This is a genomic window from Ohtaekwangia koreensis (assembly GCF_900167975.1).
Classification (GTDB): domain Bacteria; phylum Bacteroidota; class Bacteroidia; order Cytophagales; family Cyclobacteriaceae; genus Ohtaekwangia; species Ohtaekwangia koreensis.
The window spans coordinates 936,053-953,382 of record NZ_FUZU01000001.1; the positions used below are offsets into that span (position 1 = coordinate 936,053).

The 17,330-nt window shown below is 41.2% G+C and carries 23 protein-coding genes; 3 read left to right on the forward strand and 20 right to left on the reverse strand.

The genetic code is table 11. The annotated features are described in order from the left end of the window. The first annotated feature begins 5 nt into the window (after positions 1-5). The gene (locus B5Y40_RS04055; RefSeq protein ID WP_079685414.1) at positions 6-752 is read left to right on the forward strand and encodes a hypothetical protein; all 747 of its coding nucleotides are present in this window, start codon (positions 6-8) and stop codon (positions 750-752) included. Positions 753-871: 119 nt separating this feature from the next. On the opposite strand, the gene B5Y40_RS04060 is transcribed toward B5Y40_RS04055, so the two are convergent. The 17 genes from B5Y40_RS04060 to B5Y40_RS04145 form a co-directional block, all read right to left on the reverse strand. Next, the gene (locus B5Y40_RS04060; protein WP_079685415.1) at positions 872-1,651 is read right to left on the reverse strand and encodes a hypothetical protein; all 780 of its coding nucleotides are present in this window, start codon (positions 1,649-1,651) and stop codon (positions 872-874) included. 49 nt (positions 1,652-1,700) lie between these two features. Continuing rightward, positions 1,701-2,867, reverse strand: a complete 1,167-nt coding sequence (locus tag B5Y40_RS04065; RefSeq protein WP_079685416.1) for a hypothetical protein — start codon at positions 2,865-2,867, stop codon at positions 1,701-1,703. A 489-nt stretch (positions 2,868-3,356) separates the two neighbouring features. Continuing rightward, on the reverse strand, positions 3,357-5,207 hold the full coding sequence (locus tag B5Y40_RS04075; RefSeq protein ID WP_079685418.1) for a hypothetical protein: 1,851 nt from the start codon (positions 5,205-5,207) through the stop codon (positions 3,357-3,359). Further along, on the reverse strand, positions 5,194-5,790 hold the full coding sequence (locus B5Y40_RS04080) for a hypothetical protein (RefSeq protein WP_245840469.1): 597 nt from the start codon (positions 5,788-5,790) through the stop codon (positions 5,194-5,196). The genes B5Y40_RS04075 and B5Y40_RS04080 overlap by 14 nt, the downstream gene beginning before the upstream one ends. A gap of 323 nt (positions 5,791-6,113) precedes the next feature. Continuing rightward, a complete protein-coding gene (locus B5Y40_RS04085) occupies positions 6,114-6,638 on the reverse strand; it encodes a glycoside hydrolase family 108 protein (protein ID WP_079685420.1) in 525 nt (174 codons plus the stop codon). Between the two features lie 111 nt (positions 6,639-6,749). Further along, entirely contained in the window at positions 6,750-7,709 is a 960-nt protein-coding gene (locus B5Y40_RS04090) for a peptidoglycan-binding domain-containing protein (RefSeq protein ID WP_079685421.1), read from the reverse strand. 4 nt (positions 7,710-7,713) lie between these two features. Continuing rightward, positions 7,714-8,115, reverse strand: a complete 402-nt coding sequence (locus B5Y40_RS04095; RefSeq protein ID WP_079685422.1) for a hypothetical protein — start codon at positions 8,113-8,115, stop codon at positions 7,714-7,716. A gap of 20 nt (positions 8,116-8,135) precedes the next feature. Continuing rightward, positions 8,136-8,315: a hypothetical protein gene (locus tag B5Y40_RS04100; RefSeq protein WP_079685423.1), complete on the reverse strand. Its 180-nt coding sequence runs from the start codon at positions 8,313-8,315 to the stop codon at positions 8,136-8,138. A gap of 11 nt (positions 8,316-8,326) precedes the next feature. Then, positions 8,327-9,142: a cell division protein ZapB gene (locus B5Y40_RS04105; protein ID WP_079685424.1), complete on the reverse strand. Its 816-nt coding sequence runs from the start codon at positions 9,140-9,142 to the stop codon at positions 8,327-8,329. 17 nt (positions 9,143-9,159) lie between these two features. After that, positions 9,160-9,471: a hypothetical protein gene (locus B5Y40_RS04110; RefSeq protein WP_079685425.1), complete on the reverse strand. Its 312-nt coding sequence runs from the start codon at positions 9,469-9,471 to the stop codon at positions 9,160-9,162. Continuing rightward, positions 9,468-9,914 carry a hypothetical protein gene (locus B5Y40_RS04115; RefSeq protein WP_143785598.1) on the reverse strand — a complete coding sequence of 149 codons (447 nt, stop codon included), beginning with the start codon at positions 9,912-9,914 and terminating at the stop codon, positions 9,468-9,470. Before B5Y40_RS04115 ends, B5Y40_RS04110 begins: the two co-directional genes overlap by 4 nt. Before the next feature lie 48 nt (positions 9,915-9,962). Further along, positions 9,963-10,361, reverse strand: a complete 399-nt coding sequence (locus B5Y40_RS04120; protein WP_143785599.1) for a hypothetical protein — start codon at positions 10,359-10,361, stop codon at positions 9,963-9,965. A 5-nt stretch (positions 10,362-10,366) separates the two neighbouring features. Next, a complete protein-coding gene (locus B5Y40_RS04125) occupies positions 10,367-11,095 on the reverse strand; it encodes a hypothetical protein (protein WP_079685428.1) in 729 nt (242 codons plus the stop codon). A gap of 73 nt (positions 11,096-11,168) precedes the next feature. Further along, a complete protein-coding gene (locus tag B5Y40_RS04130) occupies positions 11,169-11,753 on the reverse strand; it encodes a hypothetical protein (RefSeq protein WP_079685429.1) in 585 nt (194 codons plus the stop codon). A gap of 2 nt (positions 11,754-11,755) precedes the next feature. Further along, complete coding sequence (locus B5Y40_RS04135) at positions 11,756-13,771, reverse strand: transglutaminase-like domain-containing protein (protein WP_079685430.1); 2,016 nt, start codon at positions 13,769-13,771, stop codon at positions 11,756-11,758. Between the two features lie 42 nt (positions 13,772-13,813). After that, the gene (locus tag B5Y40_RS04140; RefSeq protein WP_079685431.1) at positions 13,814-14,296 is read right to left on the reverse strand and encodes a hypothetical protein; all 483 of its coding nucleotides are present in this window, start codon (positions 14,294-14,296) and stop codon (positions 13,814-13,816) included. Next, the gene (locus B5Y40_RS04145) at positions 14,283-14,552 is read right to left on the reverse strand and encodes a hypothetical protein (RefSeq protein ID WP_079685432.1); all 270 of its coding nucleotides are present in this window, start codon (positions 14,550-14,552) and stop codon (positions 14,283-14,285) included. Before B5Y40_RS04145 ends, B5Y40_RS04140 begins: the two co-directional genes overlap by 14 nt. Before the next feature lie 189 nt (positions 14,553-14,741). Here B5Y40_RS04145 and B5Y40_RS04150 point away from each other — a divergent pair, with 189 nt between their 5' ends. Then, entirely contained in the window at positions 14,742-15,059 is a 318-nt protein-coding gene (locus B5Y40_RS04150) for a hypothetical protein (RefSeq protein ID WP_079685433.1), read from the forward strand. A 143-nt stretch (positions 15,060-15,202) separates the two neighbouring features. Here B5Y40_RS04150 and B5Y40_RS04155 read toward each other — a convergent pair whose 3' ends face one another. From B5Y40_RS04155 to B5Y40_RS04170, 3 genes are all read right to left on the reverse strand, one after another. Beyond that, entirely contained in the window at positions 15,203-15,391 is a 189-nt protein-coding gene (locus B5Y40_RS04155) for a hypothetical protein (protein WP_079685434.1), read from the reverse strand. 2 nt (positions 15,392-15,393) lie between these two features. Then, positions 15,394-16,071 carry a hypothetical protein gene (locus B5Y40_RS04160; RefSeq protein ID WP_079685435.1) on the reverse strand — a complete coding sequence of 226 codons (678 nt, stop codon included), beginning with the start codon at positions 16,069-16,071 and terminating at the stop codon, positions 15,394-15,396. 447 nt (positions 16,072-16,518) lie between these two features. After that, positions 16,519-16,734: a hypothetical protein gene (locus B5Y40_RS04170; RefSeq protein ID WP_079685437.1), complete on the reverse strand. Its 216-nt coding sequence runs from the start codon at positions 16,732-16,734 to the stop codon at positions 16,519-16,521. Positions 16,735-16,818: 84 nt separating this feature from the next. Between B5Y40_RS04170 and B5Y40_RS04175 the strand changes: the two genes are divergently transcribed. Continuing rightward, positions 16,819-17,250 carry a hypothetical protein gene (locus B5Y40_RS04175; protein ID WP_143785600.1) on the forward strand — a complete coding sequence of 144 codons (432 nt, stop codon included), beginning with the start codon at positions 16,819-16,821 and terminating at the stop codon, positions 17,248-17,250. Positions 17,251-17,330 lie beyond the last annotated feature (80 nt).

Here is a 17,330-nt window from a genome sequence, read left to right on the forward strand (position 1 = left end):
GATCTATGAGATTAAGCGCGCCATGGCATTGGTACAAACTCGATTCGATTCACACACTACAACTTTTGACATTTTTTGTCAAGAGAACGGAGCAGCAAATAGACGCCAGCACTGAACATTTCAAGAACAATAAGAAAGAAGACTTTATAGTATTTAGCGAAGAGGAAAAAATTGGGCAGAGCGTTACGCATTATGAAGGTCTGGACGATATGGGTTGGGACTTGGACAAGCTATTTACCTCTCACTTTCCAAACCTTCAGCGAAAGTCCGCTTTTCTTACTTTGTATGCGTTTCTGGAACATGAACTGGACAAACTTGCTAACAAATTGAAAGATGAGATTTCACATCCTGCACGTCTGGAAGACATTGCAGGAAATGGAATCCATAGGTCCTTTTCATACATGCAGTTGATCGTCGGTCTAAAAATTGACAAGAGCGACAACAGGTGGAATAAGATTTACCAGATCAACAAGCTCAGAAACATGATCATTCATAGTGATGGTCAGCTTTCAGCGGATGAAACGGCACGGAAAAGTGAAGAAAAGTTTATGGCAATTTTAAAAAGTCACATCACCGTGCGCGATGGTGAACTGGTGCTGGAGCTCACATTCCTTCCTTACGTTATCCAGCAGTTCGACGCATTGTTCCAATTCATTGATGGTGCGATTCAATTAAAGTTTTCGACGAAGCGTTCCAAGAAGAAGAAGCTTTCCAAAAAGAAACGAGGATCGACAAAAGCTACTAATAAGTAGCTAACTCAAATTGAATTTCAGCGTCTCTTAATCTAATCCAATAGTTCGTGTCGAGGTAAACCATTCTTGCAGGTTGAAATGCTTCGTACAAGCAAGCGATATAGTGATCACCTAAGTCATCAGGCATGAAGTAAATAATGATCAAGACCTGCTTCCGCTATTAAATTCTTCCAACGATTTTCTCTTGTGAAATATTTGCTACCTGGCTTTACATAGATCAAATTATACAAATCATAGGCATCATTTGGTTTGACGACCCATTTTGCTACTTCTGTATTTTTTGAAAATTGCAAAAAGGCAGTAAGAAAAAGTTCAACCTGTTTAATGTGCTTGCCTTGCATTTCAATACGACCATCACTAAACATTTTTAGGTAATCATTCAATTCCAGAAGAATGCCTTTAAACCTCTCTTTAAAGTATTTGCTGGAATTAGTCTTCCACACCTTCTTTGAATGGGCTTTTACATTTGTTACAAAATCGTTCTCAATCTGCGCGACTTGTTGCCCCTGTTTACCTCTATTGATTGCATTCTTTTCATACTCTGCTTTTAATTCTGGGGTAAGTTGGAAAGAATCGTCAAGTGCGGCCATTCGCCTTATTTCTGCCCAATTTCTAATGCCTAGATTGTAACCGTACTTAGTGTCCTCATAATTGGGTGTAATCTGGTTTGCGAGATATAAAAAAGCATTCTCTAAATATTGTTTGCTTGAGTAGTTCACAATCGCCTTTGCAGCGCGACGAACTTGTTGAAAATTTGTTAGATTGTTTGGTGTGGTTATCAACTCCTCGAAATTATAGAACGTGGCGATTAACGAGTAATCTTTCAGACTGTTTGGGTCAATTGTTCCATCACCCAAATAGTACCAAATATTTGTATCGCAGATAACATCAGTTTTCATGGTAGATTGATTTACAGTTGATAGTTATGTTTAGAACAGAGCAGTTAGTCTATTTTTTTTGGTCAAATGATGACAGGAATTTAATTCGATCCTGAAACTCCATTGTGTGTGACTTATAATCTACCACGAGCCGATTGAATTCACCGGGCATCAAGATTTTTAGACCAACTACATCGAAAGTGAACGCTCCACCTGTACCGTTGAAAAAAGCGATCCTTACATTCATTCCATAACTTGTCTGTTGGAAAAACAGGCTGTGCGTTCCTTCCCCAAAATCCTTGATATTGTCCTTCTCTTCACCCTTTAGTTCGATCTTACCGTTTCCTGTCATTACGAACGAGATGCATTCGTTCATTGATTCATCATCTTTAAATGCAGGGTAGTAGTACATCAAACAATTGATCCCAATTTTCACCAGGCATTGAGAAAACTGGAGATTGTTGAAATTTTGTCCGACATAGATCAAGGGATTAGTGAATGTCTTCGGGTAGCTGCTCAGAGCCACACGAACTCTTGTATAATTCATGAGTTTGATCAGGAATGAAACTGCATCGTCCAAATCTCTTGCCCTGACCCAAAGCTCGCCGAGATCGTTGAGAAATAGTCGTGGTGAGAGATAACGGAATAAGTCATGCGTATCGGTCAATATATCAATTTTGATAATGTCTTTACTCTTCGTGTTTGAGGATTGTACAACGGTTTCATAGTTAGAACCGTTGTCGACAAATTCGATCCATTGAAGTGATACTGTGTCGTTCTTCCTGATTTTTAGAGCGATGATTCTAACATCTCTTTTCCACTGTGCGAATTTCTTGCCGAGCATTTCAAGACCTTCACGCTTGTCTCCCTCGATGTAAAAACCTCCCTTAATCAATATCATCTGTGGCCTGATGAAATTCTCCAACGGGTATCGCTGACCGACCTCGTAAACAATTTTGCTTTGGTCATCAAATGTCAACAGGATTGGAGCTAAAAATGCTCCTGCTGGAACGTGCGAACGCTTATACCCTTCAATGCCCTCTACACTCCGCATAAACGCCACAGGCGAATCGCGCATCAACTCGCGCTCATAGTGCGAGAATTTTCGGTTACAGTTCTCGCACACGTTGTCCATGAATATATTCGGACCGCCTAGCCCTTTCGGAAAAACATGCTCTTTCGCTCCTCCGCTATACGCGAACTGGCAATACCGGCATTTTCGAGTATCAGCATTCATCGGTAAAAAAAATCAAAAGGAAACTAAAAAACCGGAAAAAATAAAAGGAAAGTTTTGTCCCAGGCGAGTGAAGAAACAGGACGTGAGATTTTTATGTTTTTCGTATCATCATTTACTGACCTAAAGTTATATCTTACCTCCCTCTCTTTATGGTTAAGGGGAACTATGAATTTTCAGACAATCAGGTTAAGCTGACCCTTTGGGTGCAGGACAGTTTGTCGAAAACTGAATTGATTGCTACAGTAATCAGGCCATTGATGATTCAAACACGAGCTATCCAGCAATCTAACGAATGGCTTTTACTAGCGATTACAACCTTACCGGCAGAGAACGTTAGCAAGCTAAAAATAATTATTAAGAGGAGTGCCCGTGATAAAATTGCAGTCCTATGATACAGACAAAACTGACAACTAAAGATTGAGCAGAAGGAAGGTAAAACTGGCACCGGTGGAATTGCTATTGCTACAGCGTCTATTTACATAAGCTTTATTATGAATCAATCACGCTAATATCCGTATCCACTACAAGATCATCCGAAGCTCCTACCAGATAAGTTACTACACCTGTGCCACTCATAGGCTTATTGCTATAACTCTTGCCATAAAGCTTTAGTTGTATACCATCGGGAGCATCAACCCTAATGCCATCAGGTGACGAAGAGCCCGATTCTATAATGGCTCCTTTCAAGATGAGTAAATGAGTATATCCACCACCAGCAGACTTAATAGCCGGTGCAAACTGTTCTAGTTGCTTAATGTAGCCAGAGATGACCACTGGCGAACCTTGGCTTAGCTGAATAACTTGCAACGCTTTACCAACAAGCTTGCCGCTGACTTCAAGATATTCATTGGCATTTACAGTAACTGTGGTTGTGTCTACAAGCCTTACATACCCGCTGATCTTGAGTATACCTACGGAGGTATTGAATTGTAAATTATAAAACTGTCCTGCTAAAATACAGAGACTGGAAGTCGTTCGACTATAGCCACAGCTTCTCCAGGTGCCGTGAAGTTCCAAAACTGTTACTTGATCATTTATTATAACCACGTTATTGGCTAGTGCTGTGACATGCGATGATGTCTGTGGTGAGGCATATAGAATACAATTGGTAAGCCGGGCATTCATATTTATGCTCCCTGAGAATAAATTGATTTGCCCACCAGTCATTGACCCGCTATACTCTCCGGAACTCAGGTATGTTACACATACATCTGTCTGTTTTATATTCAATACAAATACATTGTTATCCGATCCTGCATTAAGCGGCTGAGAAAATAAACCATAGTTGGTTGCTGTATAAGATATATTAAACAAGAATCCTATGAACCATGGTTTGATAGCGTAGGTGGTCAGTGATTTATTAGTGATCCGCAGGTTCATCACTCCGGCTCCTGACGTTGCTGCCGTGGTGCGACATTCAATCGCCACCTTGCTTGAAGTTGTATCAATATCAATGTTACCTTCAAATATACCGGTTGAAAACACCGTTGGCATTTTCATGAAGACGCCATCGGATTGAAAGGCATTCGCCCACCGCACAACATAGCTACGAAGCGTATTGCCTGCCTTGAAATTAAACACGGTGCCTCCATTCTGAATGATATAATCAAAGTCCCCCGCTATAGTAACATTCTGTGGAGACTCCGGCAGAGCATCAAAATTATATACCACTGCATTCAATTGGTTTACAGTAATGGTTGCCTTGCCACCCAGCGTTGTATATGTGACACCATTACGGGCTATACTTGAATTGATGACATAGCTTCCCGGCAGGAATGTTATCGTTTCTCCGGCAACCGCTAAACCCAACGCACCCGCAGGTGTAAAGGGCTTTGAGAAATCACCTTTTACACCGGTTTGGTTATTACCGGTGGGTGATACAAAGTATGTACCCGGAAACGTTGATCCAAACTTGTTCTGTTTGGTATTGATAAGCTCATATAGCTTTCGAAGTGTACTTCCTTCTAACGGTACGCCATCATTTATACCAACCAGTGTCTCTTCAAGGTCGGCAAAAGTCGCAAGGTCAGCATCCTTCAGGATTGCGTTTAACTCAGCCAGCGTATCAATGTCTTCACTTTTAAGATTTCCTAATCCCTGAATGATGCTATATAACTTTGCAAGTGTGTTGCCCGCCTCTGGTACATTTCCTCTGATCGATTCGACAGCACTCGTAGTGGACTGCTCTGAAGGTATATCTCCATCCAGAATCAAAGCATTCAGCTTGGCGATAGAGTTAACATCATTTGCAGTCAGGTATGTCACGTCTGGTAACTTTAGAAGTATATTATATAGCAGTTCTTCTGTGGTAGAATGAAAAGGTGGCTTAGGCGCGCTCATTGTAGAGTATATTTTTAGTGATCCATCCAAGGGCTATTGCAGCGATGGCAGTAGAAGCCGTTATAACACGTTTCCATGTAATGCGCCTCACAGCCCTGAAATCTATCAATGTATAAGTAAAGGAATTTGCATAGCGTAATCTATGTTGTTCACATAGCTGCATGAACTCATCAAAATCAGATGCATTCTGGAATACCTGACAACCGGCTGAATATTTATTAATATACTTAGTCGATCCAGAGCTTTCAGCCCGGTGTATATTGATACCAAAGATTCCGCTTTCTTCAGTTCCATTGTTAAAATCAAGTAATGCATCACGGTCGTAATCGCGAACAACGGTTACAGCTTTCACTTGTTTGAGTGCTTTATAAAGCCCTCTGTGTAATCCTATAGCATAGGCGTTTTTATACTGACCTTCTGCCAATATAGCAGTGCCTTTTTCGTAAGAGGGATTGTTAAGCCAGAATGTACCAGGGTCGGTGGTTGTGTTATAAGTATGATAATTCCATTTTCCGTTTTCGGTTTTATAGAACACATGTATTTCATCATCGAAGCTATTCGCATTGGTGTTCTTACTCCGCAAGCCAACTATATTTAGCTGATACGGCTTAACGTAAATTTCATATTCCCGACTTCTCAGGATTGATATTATTCGCGAAAGCATTGTATATTGAGTTACCTAAAACCACTACTCTGATGACTTCTATTTTTAAAATCTATACTAAAGATTTGCTGCGGCATCCCGATGTCACTTGGCATCTTGCTATCATCTCGCAGGACATTGAAGAATTTTCTGATTTCTTCTTGTTCATCATCGACACTACCAAAGTCTATGACTTCGTACAGAATCTCCGGATTTATAGTATGTCCTATGAAGCATACATTAAACCCGGAGCAAGCGTACGCTTAGTCAGCAAACCGAAAAGAATTTATGCGATTGATCCAACCTTTATAGAAAACTGATTGGTCTGGTCTCTCTTTGACGATTGCATCTATAAAATTTCTTCGCGTTGTTTTCAACGCTTCAAATAAATTCTGCTGCGGTATAACATTGATCGTCTTTAAGCTTTGAATGCCTATAAGACCATCAACAGTTACATCTAATAGCTTTTGAAGTTTCTTTGCCACGAGTACCCTTCCGGAATTATACCCCCAATCCACAATGAATTCCGCTACAGACTGATTGAGTATAAAATCAGCTTGAAAGAAATCCCAGAATACTTTCTTTGCTATAAATTTTGCGTCACCTTCACTTAGTAGCTTAATGTCGTCAGCATCTATATCGCCATCCTTATCTTTGTCATATCCATACTGTTTCCATGTTGAAAGAATGACACCATATTTAGTTGGCCCTCCTTTATCTGCCGGATGATTAACAAACCCACCTTCCAAATGCAAGACCTTGCTTGCAAACCCTTCAAAACTTGCCATGTTGTTAATTGATTAATTGTGTTGACTTTTTCCTTCGCGCGAGGACATACTTCGCCCGTTATGCAAAACCTTGTTTTGCAATCCTCTTTATTTTTCGATTGTTAGTGATTTTTAGGACGTGCTATATTTCACATCCTGTGTAGGAACCCGTAGTATACTTCGGTCTACTGACCGGAACCAGGTCATACCATTTTCGATTTTTACTTCATCTCCCAGAATAGTATTCCTGCTCACGGGTATACGGTTGTTCATTGCATCAATCACAATGGTCTGTCGAATCGTCATGAGATCTTTATATAGCTGTATCCCTTGCAGACTCCATACACCCGAATCATTTACTTTAAGACCAATACGTGTGAACTCTTTTTTGATGAGCATTTGCGCTGCCGCATCCAATTTGAAAGCATAGTCCAGTAAGTGTGTAACTATGGTCTTCGATACAATACTGAGTTTCTTATAGTATTCATTCACTGTTGAATATTCGCTTACTGTTTTGATTTGCTGAAGCATCGAAACCACTTCTTGATCTTTACCCAGGTTGGCAGCATTGAAAAGCTTCCTTGCGAGCTCGCCTGGATTGAATACAATTAATAGTGAGGAGGGGGCTTGACCAGTAATGTTTGCAAAGGATGACTCATCTATACTATCGCTATAGCCGGCAGCCTTCAATGCCGCCAGTGTTGCTGGCCCGAACTTTCCATCGGCTTTGATCGCAGCACCATTTTTTATCAGCGCCTGCTGAAGCACTGTGACGCGCGTACCGCGACTACCTTTCTTCAAAGGGAAGTCATCATTACTCTTTGACCGTGTGGAAGCCTTCGCTTTTGTTGAAGAGGCTGCAGAAGTCGTTGTATCCGTAACCGGAGTTTCATAGCTGATTAAATCGGTAGCATCACTCGAAAAATTGCTTATTGACTTCTTCTTCCTTGCACGACTATAGAGTAAATAACCACCACCGCCAAGCGCAGCCAATGCCAGCGCATATATAAAGATCTTACCCGGACGTATACTTTTTCGAGCTTTACTGCTTTTGTTACGATCCGTTCCCCTCAATCCCTTTCTCCTCTTCATGATTTTACTTCTTTGCGTTTAGTAAGCGAATAAGATTGTTATACTCTTCACTGCTCAGTTCCTCCTCCAGGTCTGCATTCAGACTCCTGCTATACATTCGAAAGTATTCTTTCTGTACCCGCTCAAACATTCTCTTCGAAGGAAGTTCCTGAAAGACTTTTGTTATGGCTTCCTCATCAGTTCCCCAACTCAGATAGTTGTCATTATCAAATGCCATTTTCAACTGTTTGGCGTATGTAGCCGGATCACCTTCCTCCAGACTATGTTTCTCGGAACGGTTGGCCTGTGACTTTTTATAGAAGTGACGCCCCAGCAAGAATAAACCTGTAGCCGTCCCTACACCAAGTGTGGAGTATATCACTACCGTCTTGAGGTTCTGGATTTTTTCTGCGTCTGAAGTTTCCATATACTATATATTTTGAAAGTTTACAGACCTAATGCTTTCTTAGCCAGTGCAGTCTTCGCAGGTTCGTTCTTCACAACTTCAGCCAGTTTAGCAATCTCGGTCACCTTGAGTTTTTGCATGAGTGTTGAAGCTGCCTGTAATTTTGTAATTGCTTCTTCCTGACTTTGTGCATCTATACTTATCTCAAATGAATATTTCATAATTTATTTTCTTAATGTTTTAGCAATTCTATTATCACATCCAATCGAGATTTGTCTGTGGCAAGTAATTGAACAATCAGACTGACCTTGTCATACTCGTCTTTGTTAAATTGTGATTTGATCCCTTCCACAAACAGAAGCGCATTGTGCTGTTCTTCACTTAACTGTATCGCTGAATGATCTTGAGCCTGACTTTGATCTTTTGGTTTAAAGCTGACTTCCGTATGCTCTATATCTTCTGTGACAACGGGCTTTGTATCGAGTAATCCTGCGAGCGCCTCTGCTCCCGGTATACGGGACACAATCTGCGGATTACGCTTGATCAAGTTTTCGACAACGCTTGAACCGATCTCGCCTATAACACCACTTAGCGGAGACCTGCTGGCTTCCAGCGCTTGCTTTTCTTTTTCAAGCTTCTCAATTTCCCTTTCAAGTTCCTTTACTTCGTCATGAAGTTCTTTATTCTCTTCGCGAAGATCTTCAAACTCCTTTTCACGTAGTCGCTTATCAACTCCCGATTGAATCTGTTGCTCTATATCAATTCCATCGAGTGAAGATTTTCCATCGTCACTAAGCATGAAAATGTGCTTGTCGTTGTTATTGCTGCTACCGGCAAAGAGAATGAACTCTATACACTTTGTGTGACCATCCACGTAGCTTTCATACATATTGAACATGTCTATGTCACTTGTTCTTCGTACTACCTTGAAACTATCAACCACGATTTCAAACTCGATTGGTTTACCTTTCTCAAAGTAGGTTCGGATATGCTCACCCAGCCGATCAACCTTTCGCTGATCGTATTTCTCTTTTGCTATCAATGCCATACTTCTTTCAATTCTCTTTAGCTCACGATAATTACCTGTATGAATTTTATCTTCCGTTTGCCCGTACCCGGATTATGTATGGTGATTTCTCCGCGATGTTCATGCACGTTATCAGGCAGAGGATCATCTGTGGAATCGTACATACCATAGTCGGATTCAACTATGAGTCCGGGCGGATCATCCACGATGAAGAACAACTCATTGTATGCCGGTATATTTACTATATTCTCTCCATCAATCACCAGGTCGCGATAGCGCAGCATGTGCCGGGTATATCCGAGCTCTTTTACGCGCAGCGGTGCATAATGAAGTATATAACTTTCCGTCATAGAATGAATGATTTCGGCTCATTCTCTTCATTACGAGGGCGTGTTGGCTCTATCCCTACAAACTCTTCAGCGCCTTCATACTGCAAGTATATGCGGATGGTAAAGGGTGCTTGAAAATCGGCACCCTTAAACCATGCACGGATAAATACATTATCTCCGGCTATATCTGTTTGTTGAAGTTCTGGGACTCTACCAGTGATCCAGGGTTTATGAAAAGATAAATCTTTTAGCCCCATGATGGCATCGTCTGATATATCTGTAGTGTACCCGCCTATATATGCTTTATGAAATATATCCGTGCCATCACCCGCTTGTAAGGTCACCGTTCCGCAGTTACTCCAATTTGCTGAACATGTAACGAGCACTCCAGTAATACTCACAGCGTTCGATGGTATACGGATGTCTATAGGTCTGAATCTTTCCTGCTTCTGGATACTGACCATTGTCACGACTGTTTTGCGCTTTATTTGTGTTACGATCATAACCTTATTTTATTTCATTTCACATTGCAGATACATATTCACCTGGTAGGGAGCAAACTCGGCATCCGGGTTAGCAGTATCTTTATACTGAATCTTTACCTCTCCATTACCGGCTGGTATTCCGTTGTCTGCCTGCTTACCTTCCTGCTCACCAAATGTTTTGAACTTTTCGTTGGGAGCTACGGCTAGACCACTCATGAAAAGACAGCTTTCAAAATTTTCGGCGATTACTTCTTCACCACTGATCTCGACACGTTGGGAACCGCGGTGAAACAACAAGCTCTTTCTGTTTGAACTAAATAAAATGCCATGCACAATCTTTACGTTCTTGTCCAGATCAAACTTCTTGCTCACCAATTGTCCCTCAGTCTCCACCAGGAATGAGAACATTCTCTGTACGAACCGCATATCGGCTAAGGTATAGTTGCCGTTCCAACAAGCCCTATATAGATCACCGCATTCGGATCGACTCCAGATACTGTACCAAGTTCAATCTCAAACTCAATATCAATATCATCCTGAATGAGGCGTGGGTTGGCAAGCTTGTAAAACCCTTTCGGTACTTGTGAGAATCCATCAGTGATAAAACTGCGGTTCGAAGTATCACTCACCAGTTGTTTCTTGTTGGCTTTGAGTTTAAACTCTCCGTTGGCAAAAGCTGGAACACTATCTATAGTATCAAAGCTTGTTACTTTGATTGCCTCTGAATCCTGTGAGGCTGCTTTGCCTTGCATCAGGATTATACCGGATACCAGTAGGGCCATGTTCTTGGGAAGCTTCGCATTGCTGATGTTACGTAAGCCTACTTCCTTCACATCCTGACTTTCAAACATCTTGATTGTCTTGGCGCCCTTTACCGGCTTGATACTATATATCAGGTGATCGGCCAGACGAAGTTTACCTTCTCCTAATTGTTCCTTGATGTGCTTGGGCAACTCAACAAAGAATTTCTCAAACTCTGCACGTGACCCCTGTGAAGGTATATGACGTTTGGTAAGTTTACTCACAGCACGTGCGCGTGCCACCGGATTGAGGGCATTCAGATATCCCATTAACGCCTCATCCATTTCTCCATTCAATCCCAGCAACTCTGCGGGATTCGTGTACTCACTCTCCATGAGTTGTCCTAATGCTCCTAGCATATTCTTTTGTTTAAAATTGTTATTGTTAAAAAATGTATGTGTGTGCTTCTTTATTAGTGCGTGATTATCATTCTTAAAACTCGCGGTCTATATCATCGAGTCCGCTTGTGCCCTTATTCATGGCGATGACCTGTTGTTCAATCCTGTCCAATTCAGAGAGATCGAGTTCCTTCGCATTCATGGGATTAACGAAGTACCTTACGTTATCACCCTCGCCCAAACCATTGGTTGCTTCGCCACTACTTGCATCAGTAGCCGGTATATATAGCTTCTCCTTGAAGTTGTCGAAGAATTTACCAACTCTATCCTTGGCATCTTGTGCGATTTGCTTCATGTCAAAGCCATCAACACCATCGGCGCCAGATAGAGGTTTCGTAGCATTCTGAAATCCATTGCTCACCGTCATGCCCAGACCGGCTGCTGCTATATAATCGTTATTGATATAGCGACCGGCCACCGTCACAGGTATACCGAGCAAGAGCGAATGTTTACCGACTGCCGCTCCCAATATGACGCCTCCAAATGCTGCAACTATCTGAAATACTCCTTCCTTTGTAGTGCCCCACAGTTTGCTGCCACTAACGCTTTGCGTTATACCTTGCAAACCTCCCTGCTTTCTGCTCCTTCTACTTTTGCGCTTTTGCTTTTTCCTTCTCATTGTCATAAGAGTTTTGTGAATTTTATTTTCTGTGCTGTTGTGTGTGCTTTGATCTTGCTTCGCTTTTTAGCGCTCCGCTTCTTTTTGTGCTTGGACTTTTTACGTTGATGTGGTATACCACTCATACCTTGACTGGAAGTATATTTCTTTTCCCCCAGTGAACGCACGAGCAAATAGCCACTTCCTGCTATAGCAGCTCCGATCGCTACTGATTTGCCAGGGTTGTCTTTAATCCAGGCAGTAGTCTTCTGTACAATACCTTTTTCGTTCGTTGGCTTAACAGCCGGAAGATTTTGAGTTGTCTTTTCAATGCCAGTTGAATTCCCTCCGGGGGCGGTATATAAATCTGGTACTGCTGTTCCAGCAGGCGTATAATAGCTGGCAGTATCTTCTCCTTGATTAGTTGTTTCATTTTGATCTTGTGTTTGTGCGCCTGATCGCGCGGCTTGTATTAAAGGAGTAACTGCTGTAGCGGCCTTTGATACCGTAGAGGCAGCATCGGTTATCCAGGAGAAGTTGTCATCCGCCGAGGGTGATACTTCACCTCCATCATCATCCGTTCTTACTTCATCTTCACTTTCCGCTATAGTTCCTTGAGATTTCGCTTCATCTACACTTGCAGCGTTGTCGGTTTCACTTTGGAAACTTGCTTCTTCCGATCCGCCTTTCTTAAACATTCCCTTTACGCTTTTAAAGGCACCGGCAACTGCCTTCAGTACACCGAGCGCGGCTACTATAGCAGCACCGGTTGCTATTTCACCAAGGCCGTTTAAATTATTACCGTCCCCGTGAAGAATGCGATACTCCTGCTCATCCGCATATATAGTATCATCAAATCCTCCAAGACCATTGAGTGGTACAGGGTTGTGCTTCTTGTTACCCTTGCCCTTTAAAACTGCCTTCTTGAAGTTGCTTTTATTGCCACCCGCATCGTAGTATATCTTTTCTGCTTTGTCCTTGATTTTACGAACCTTAGCGAGTGTGTCCATATTGATACCACGTTCCATTGCCTGAGCATCCGTCAGATAGGCGTATCGCACTCGTCCTCCGATGTTGAATATATTTAGCTTCACGCCCAGCAGAAATCCGTTCCGAAGAAGTATGGTACCCGGATTGGTAAACCGGTTTATAAAGTGTACGCCTTTCTTGGCTACCGCTTTTAAAACTTTCTTATGTCCTTCAGCTACTTTTTTTACAATGTTTTTCTGAACGTTTATACTCTTGGTAATGATCTTCTTGTGTACATCGGCTACTTTCTTTACAGCTTTGCCAATCTTCTTAAAAATGTTACCCATTTCTTCGCCATCATATACCGAGGCTATATCTGCCAGATCAACGGTCTCCGGCTCCCGGTAACCAGGCCCCATGAGTTCCATTTCGACCTCTGAATAATCCTCTTGCTCTGTAGCATTGTCGTTATCATCAATGCCGTCCAAATAGTCCAATCTCATATCGTAGTCTTTACATTCTAAAAATGGTTGTTCATCATCAAAGGCGTCTTTCACACAGTCCATCACGATATAGTCATCGCGTCCCGATAGTGTTCCTCTCAAGTTTCCGGTGGCCGCAACAATCGGGTATATATGCTGCCACGTTGGTGCCTCGGGAGGTTCTTTCGGGTACTTGGTGATTCGGAACGAATGTGGTATACCAAGATTGAGAAGTATAGAACTGATAAACTCGCTATAGCAGTCGCAGTCAACACCCGTGTCGCGTTCATACCATGTTCGCCTTGGGCTGCGTATCTGTTCAACTCCATCTTTATCTCTTTTATACCGTATATGATCATATACAAAATGCCATATATTTTCGCACGTGTCGCGAAGGGTTTTTCCCTTTAGCTCTTTCGCTATACTTTCGGTTTGCCACAGTGTCATAGGTACAGTCTGCCGAATGAGATTTAGCGTATCTTTTACATCCGCACTTTTCTTTACCCGATGATCTTTACCCGTTGGCTTGGGAAAGAGGTGGTCGAACTCCCGTCCACTCTTTATCCTTCTTCTCTCGTTCGACTCCATTCCTCTTTACCTTTGTCCCCTCTAATCATTCCCCTCTTACATTCAAGCCTTCTTGCCGCTACCCAATGTGATGTTGTCCGTTTTTGTATAGGGCAGTTTATCGTTGATAGTCGTGATCGTTTTTACGAGCAAGCTTATCTGCCCTTTATCCCTATACTCCTTTAGCAGTGCCGGCACTTTCGTGGCCAGTGTCATAAATCCTATATTTATCTTTATAGGCTCCATGATTACTTCACTGAATTTTGGAACTTCTATATCTACATTTTGCATTTGTGATGATGCCAGTGTATTGTCGTTATATATCATCTTCACAAAAGGTTGTTTTACTCGTACGCTTCCTCCGCTTGGATTCTTCAGTGTTACGTCAACTTGTAACTCTATACCTTGCAGCGTTACTTTATGAATCGATGCTTTTGTCACGGTTTCTAATTCCTGTGAGAATCGGCTGAGCTTTAGAAAGTAACTCACTCCGTATAGTGTGGCCAGTGCGCCAGCACCATATACTATATGTCTACCCTTTATCATGACTTCTGCGTTTGGATATTCGGATTTTGCGAGCGCGTGTAAAATTGCGCACCTTCTGTTTTTGCTTTAGCCAGAGTGGACTGAGTATATCGCCAAGTATTTTGAAGCCCAAGCAGATTAAACCTCCGACTATAGCTTGTAATATATAGTCTATAAGAAAGGTGAGATCAATGTGCGGCAACACATTGAAGACTGCGCCAAACAGAAATGCAATCCAATTACTTCCTGCATGATAATTTGTTGTCGTTGTGTTCATGATGTAAACATACGAGAGCTCCCAAGCGCGAGTACCGAGATATGGTCACAATGGATGAAAGTTGACCACAATAGATTTTTTAGACCACAAAGTATTTATTTGGCCACAAAGGAATGATATGGCCACAAAGGTATAATATGGTCACATGTTCACCGTGGAACATCGTATCTTTGTACAAACTTCACTGTTATGGATCATCAAAGCCAATTATCCCCTGACTATGTCTTTAACACTATATTTAAAAAGCTAGCCGATACATTTGATAAGTACAGAGATATATTGCCAGATATAGACAATGTAGAACAGGCTATAACAGATGCTACACCAGAAGATTTTTTCGACTATACAATGAGAGTTATAAATATGCTTAAAACACATGCAGAGCATTCAGAAGTGGTAATGGAGATTTTCAATAATGTAAGAATGGATTTTTGGCATGGATCGGACCCAGCGTATCCGAAGCATGAGGGGAAATACTATATAAATTCGGTAGCAGATAGCGAGTAGGACAGTCACTCTATTGAAATAAATAACAAAGGCCGATAAATCCCGTCTGGACTTATCGGCCTTCTAACCTGCCTACCTGTTGTAAGCATGGCAAAAGTACAAATACGTTTATTATGCATGCGTTTACTGGCTGTTATAAAATATTAATTCTTTTGTAGAACTAAATCAAGCAGGTTGGGTTCAATATGTAAACGATCAGCTTCAACGGTTTCAATCGAACCTTGTGGTGTTTCTACCTTAAAAACGGTTCGCGAACGATTTAAAGCTTTCAGAACTTTAACAGGAATTTTTCTATCGAGGTAATAAACCTCGTCAATGACAATGTTGCTCATGACTATGTATAGCGCCTTTTTGATTTAAGTTTTACGATGCCCAATAATAAAACTAAATATTCTCCTACACCCAGAACACTAAAAAAAATATCCAAAAATGTGGCATCAATGGTTCTGGTAGGTGTAAATAAACCCACAAGCAGGGCAAACCAAATTATTCCTCCGCTACGAAGAAAAAAAGCAGTATTAATCCAGAATAAGTAATAACCCTTTAGGCTAATTACAGCTAATTCCCGATGCAAGTGTTTTATAAATATTAAACTCAATGCCAACCCAATACCGCCAGATAATACCCGTAGGGCGAAATTTATACTAAAGTCGTTGGCATTCCAGATGATAAAAAAGGACAATAACACAAGAAGCGGAAACAATATAATTAAAGTAGGTATACATCTAGCCTTTGGTGCTTCCATATAGTAAAACACTATTAGGAATACCAACCTCGTTAATGATTCAATACTCTCCCAAATTGTCTTGTCAATCTCTATTACATGTATAAAACTAAGATTGATAAGCAGCCACATTGACCATTGCAAGGCCAGATATAGCATGATAAGTTTTTTCGCCTGTGTGCTTTTATTTCCGTGAGTATGGGCATATACAAACAAAACCATACAGGTGGAAAACTGCATTGCTGTCAACGTAGCATACCATTCATTCCAAACAACTTTCATATCCATTACAACGAAACGTTTTAATTCCTTAATACCTTGTTATTTTCCAAATAGACTCAAAACAAGTAGCGGCACTGAAAACACTAGACTCGGCCTTCCCGGTTTGTTCTTTCGCTCAGGTCTCTTTGCAATAAGTCCTTTGCGACTAAAAGCTATTAAAGCTGAAAAAAGTGTATGGTTTTGAAATTCAGGATATACCTTCTGAAGCTCGGTCAGAATATCATTACCGGTAAACTCATCATCAGAAAAAACAAGTATTGTTTTTAAAACCTGTAGCCGAATTATAGTGGGCTGGATAGAATATAGTTCAAGTACATTAATAAGATGTTGATCATTCTTATAATCACATATCGATATATATGTTCTATTCATAATAACTTTACTCAATGATTCATAGATGCAACGGGAAGCAAGCTCAGCAGCTATACCTCCCGCGCATCCGTGGGCTCCCCCTCAATCTATCTTCTGTTTCTTACTTTTTCGGTACTTTCTCTCTAGTTCTGCCTTTGCATCCAGCAGACCGGAAAAAATTAATTGGATGTTAAAGTTGTCTCCCCGCTTGCCCTGAATTACCATCTTCACATTTTTAGGAGAACAATCAGCAATCTGGGCAACAACATAGTAGTCCTTAGGAGAAGCCTCGTTTGTTATTGTCTCTAAACTTTTCATACATTTAGTGTTCCATACAATGGAACACGCTAACTATTTTGCTTACAAGTAAGCAATTATAATGCGCAAATAATTAAATAACAAGTGGCGAAGCCTTTTCAACAAAATATAGTTTCAAGACGATTCATAGAGGTCATGGACGAACTCATTGAACTTGGCCGCGTGGAGAACATGAAAGAGTTTTGCCATCGTCTTGATTATCTACCCCAGTCATTAAGTCAGATACGTAAAGGCAAGCGCGACATTACAATTGAGCTTCTTTCAAAGGTATTTTTTGAGTTTCATGGCAACCCGGTTTTTATTCTTTTAGGATACGGCCCTAAGATCGTGGAAGAGAATACCATGCCCGTTATACCTAAGAATGATGTAGATAAGGCCAGACCAATTGAACTTCAGAAGCTAGTCGATAAACTGGAAGAATTGGTACAAACAAAAAGTGAATTGATCTTAGAGTTACGAGCTGAAATTGCACGCCTGAAAGCGGAAATAAAATCAAAAGCTGAAGAATCAAACTAAAAATAAAGCATTATATTGGTTGAACATATTTCAGTTTATTTAGGAGCCCATGTTATCTAAACTGAAATAAGCAAATTGTT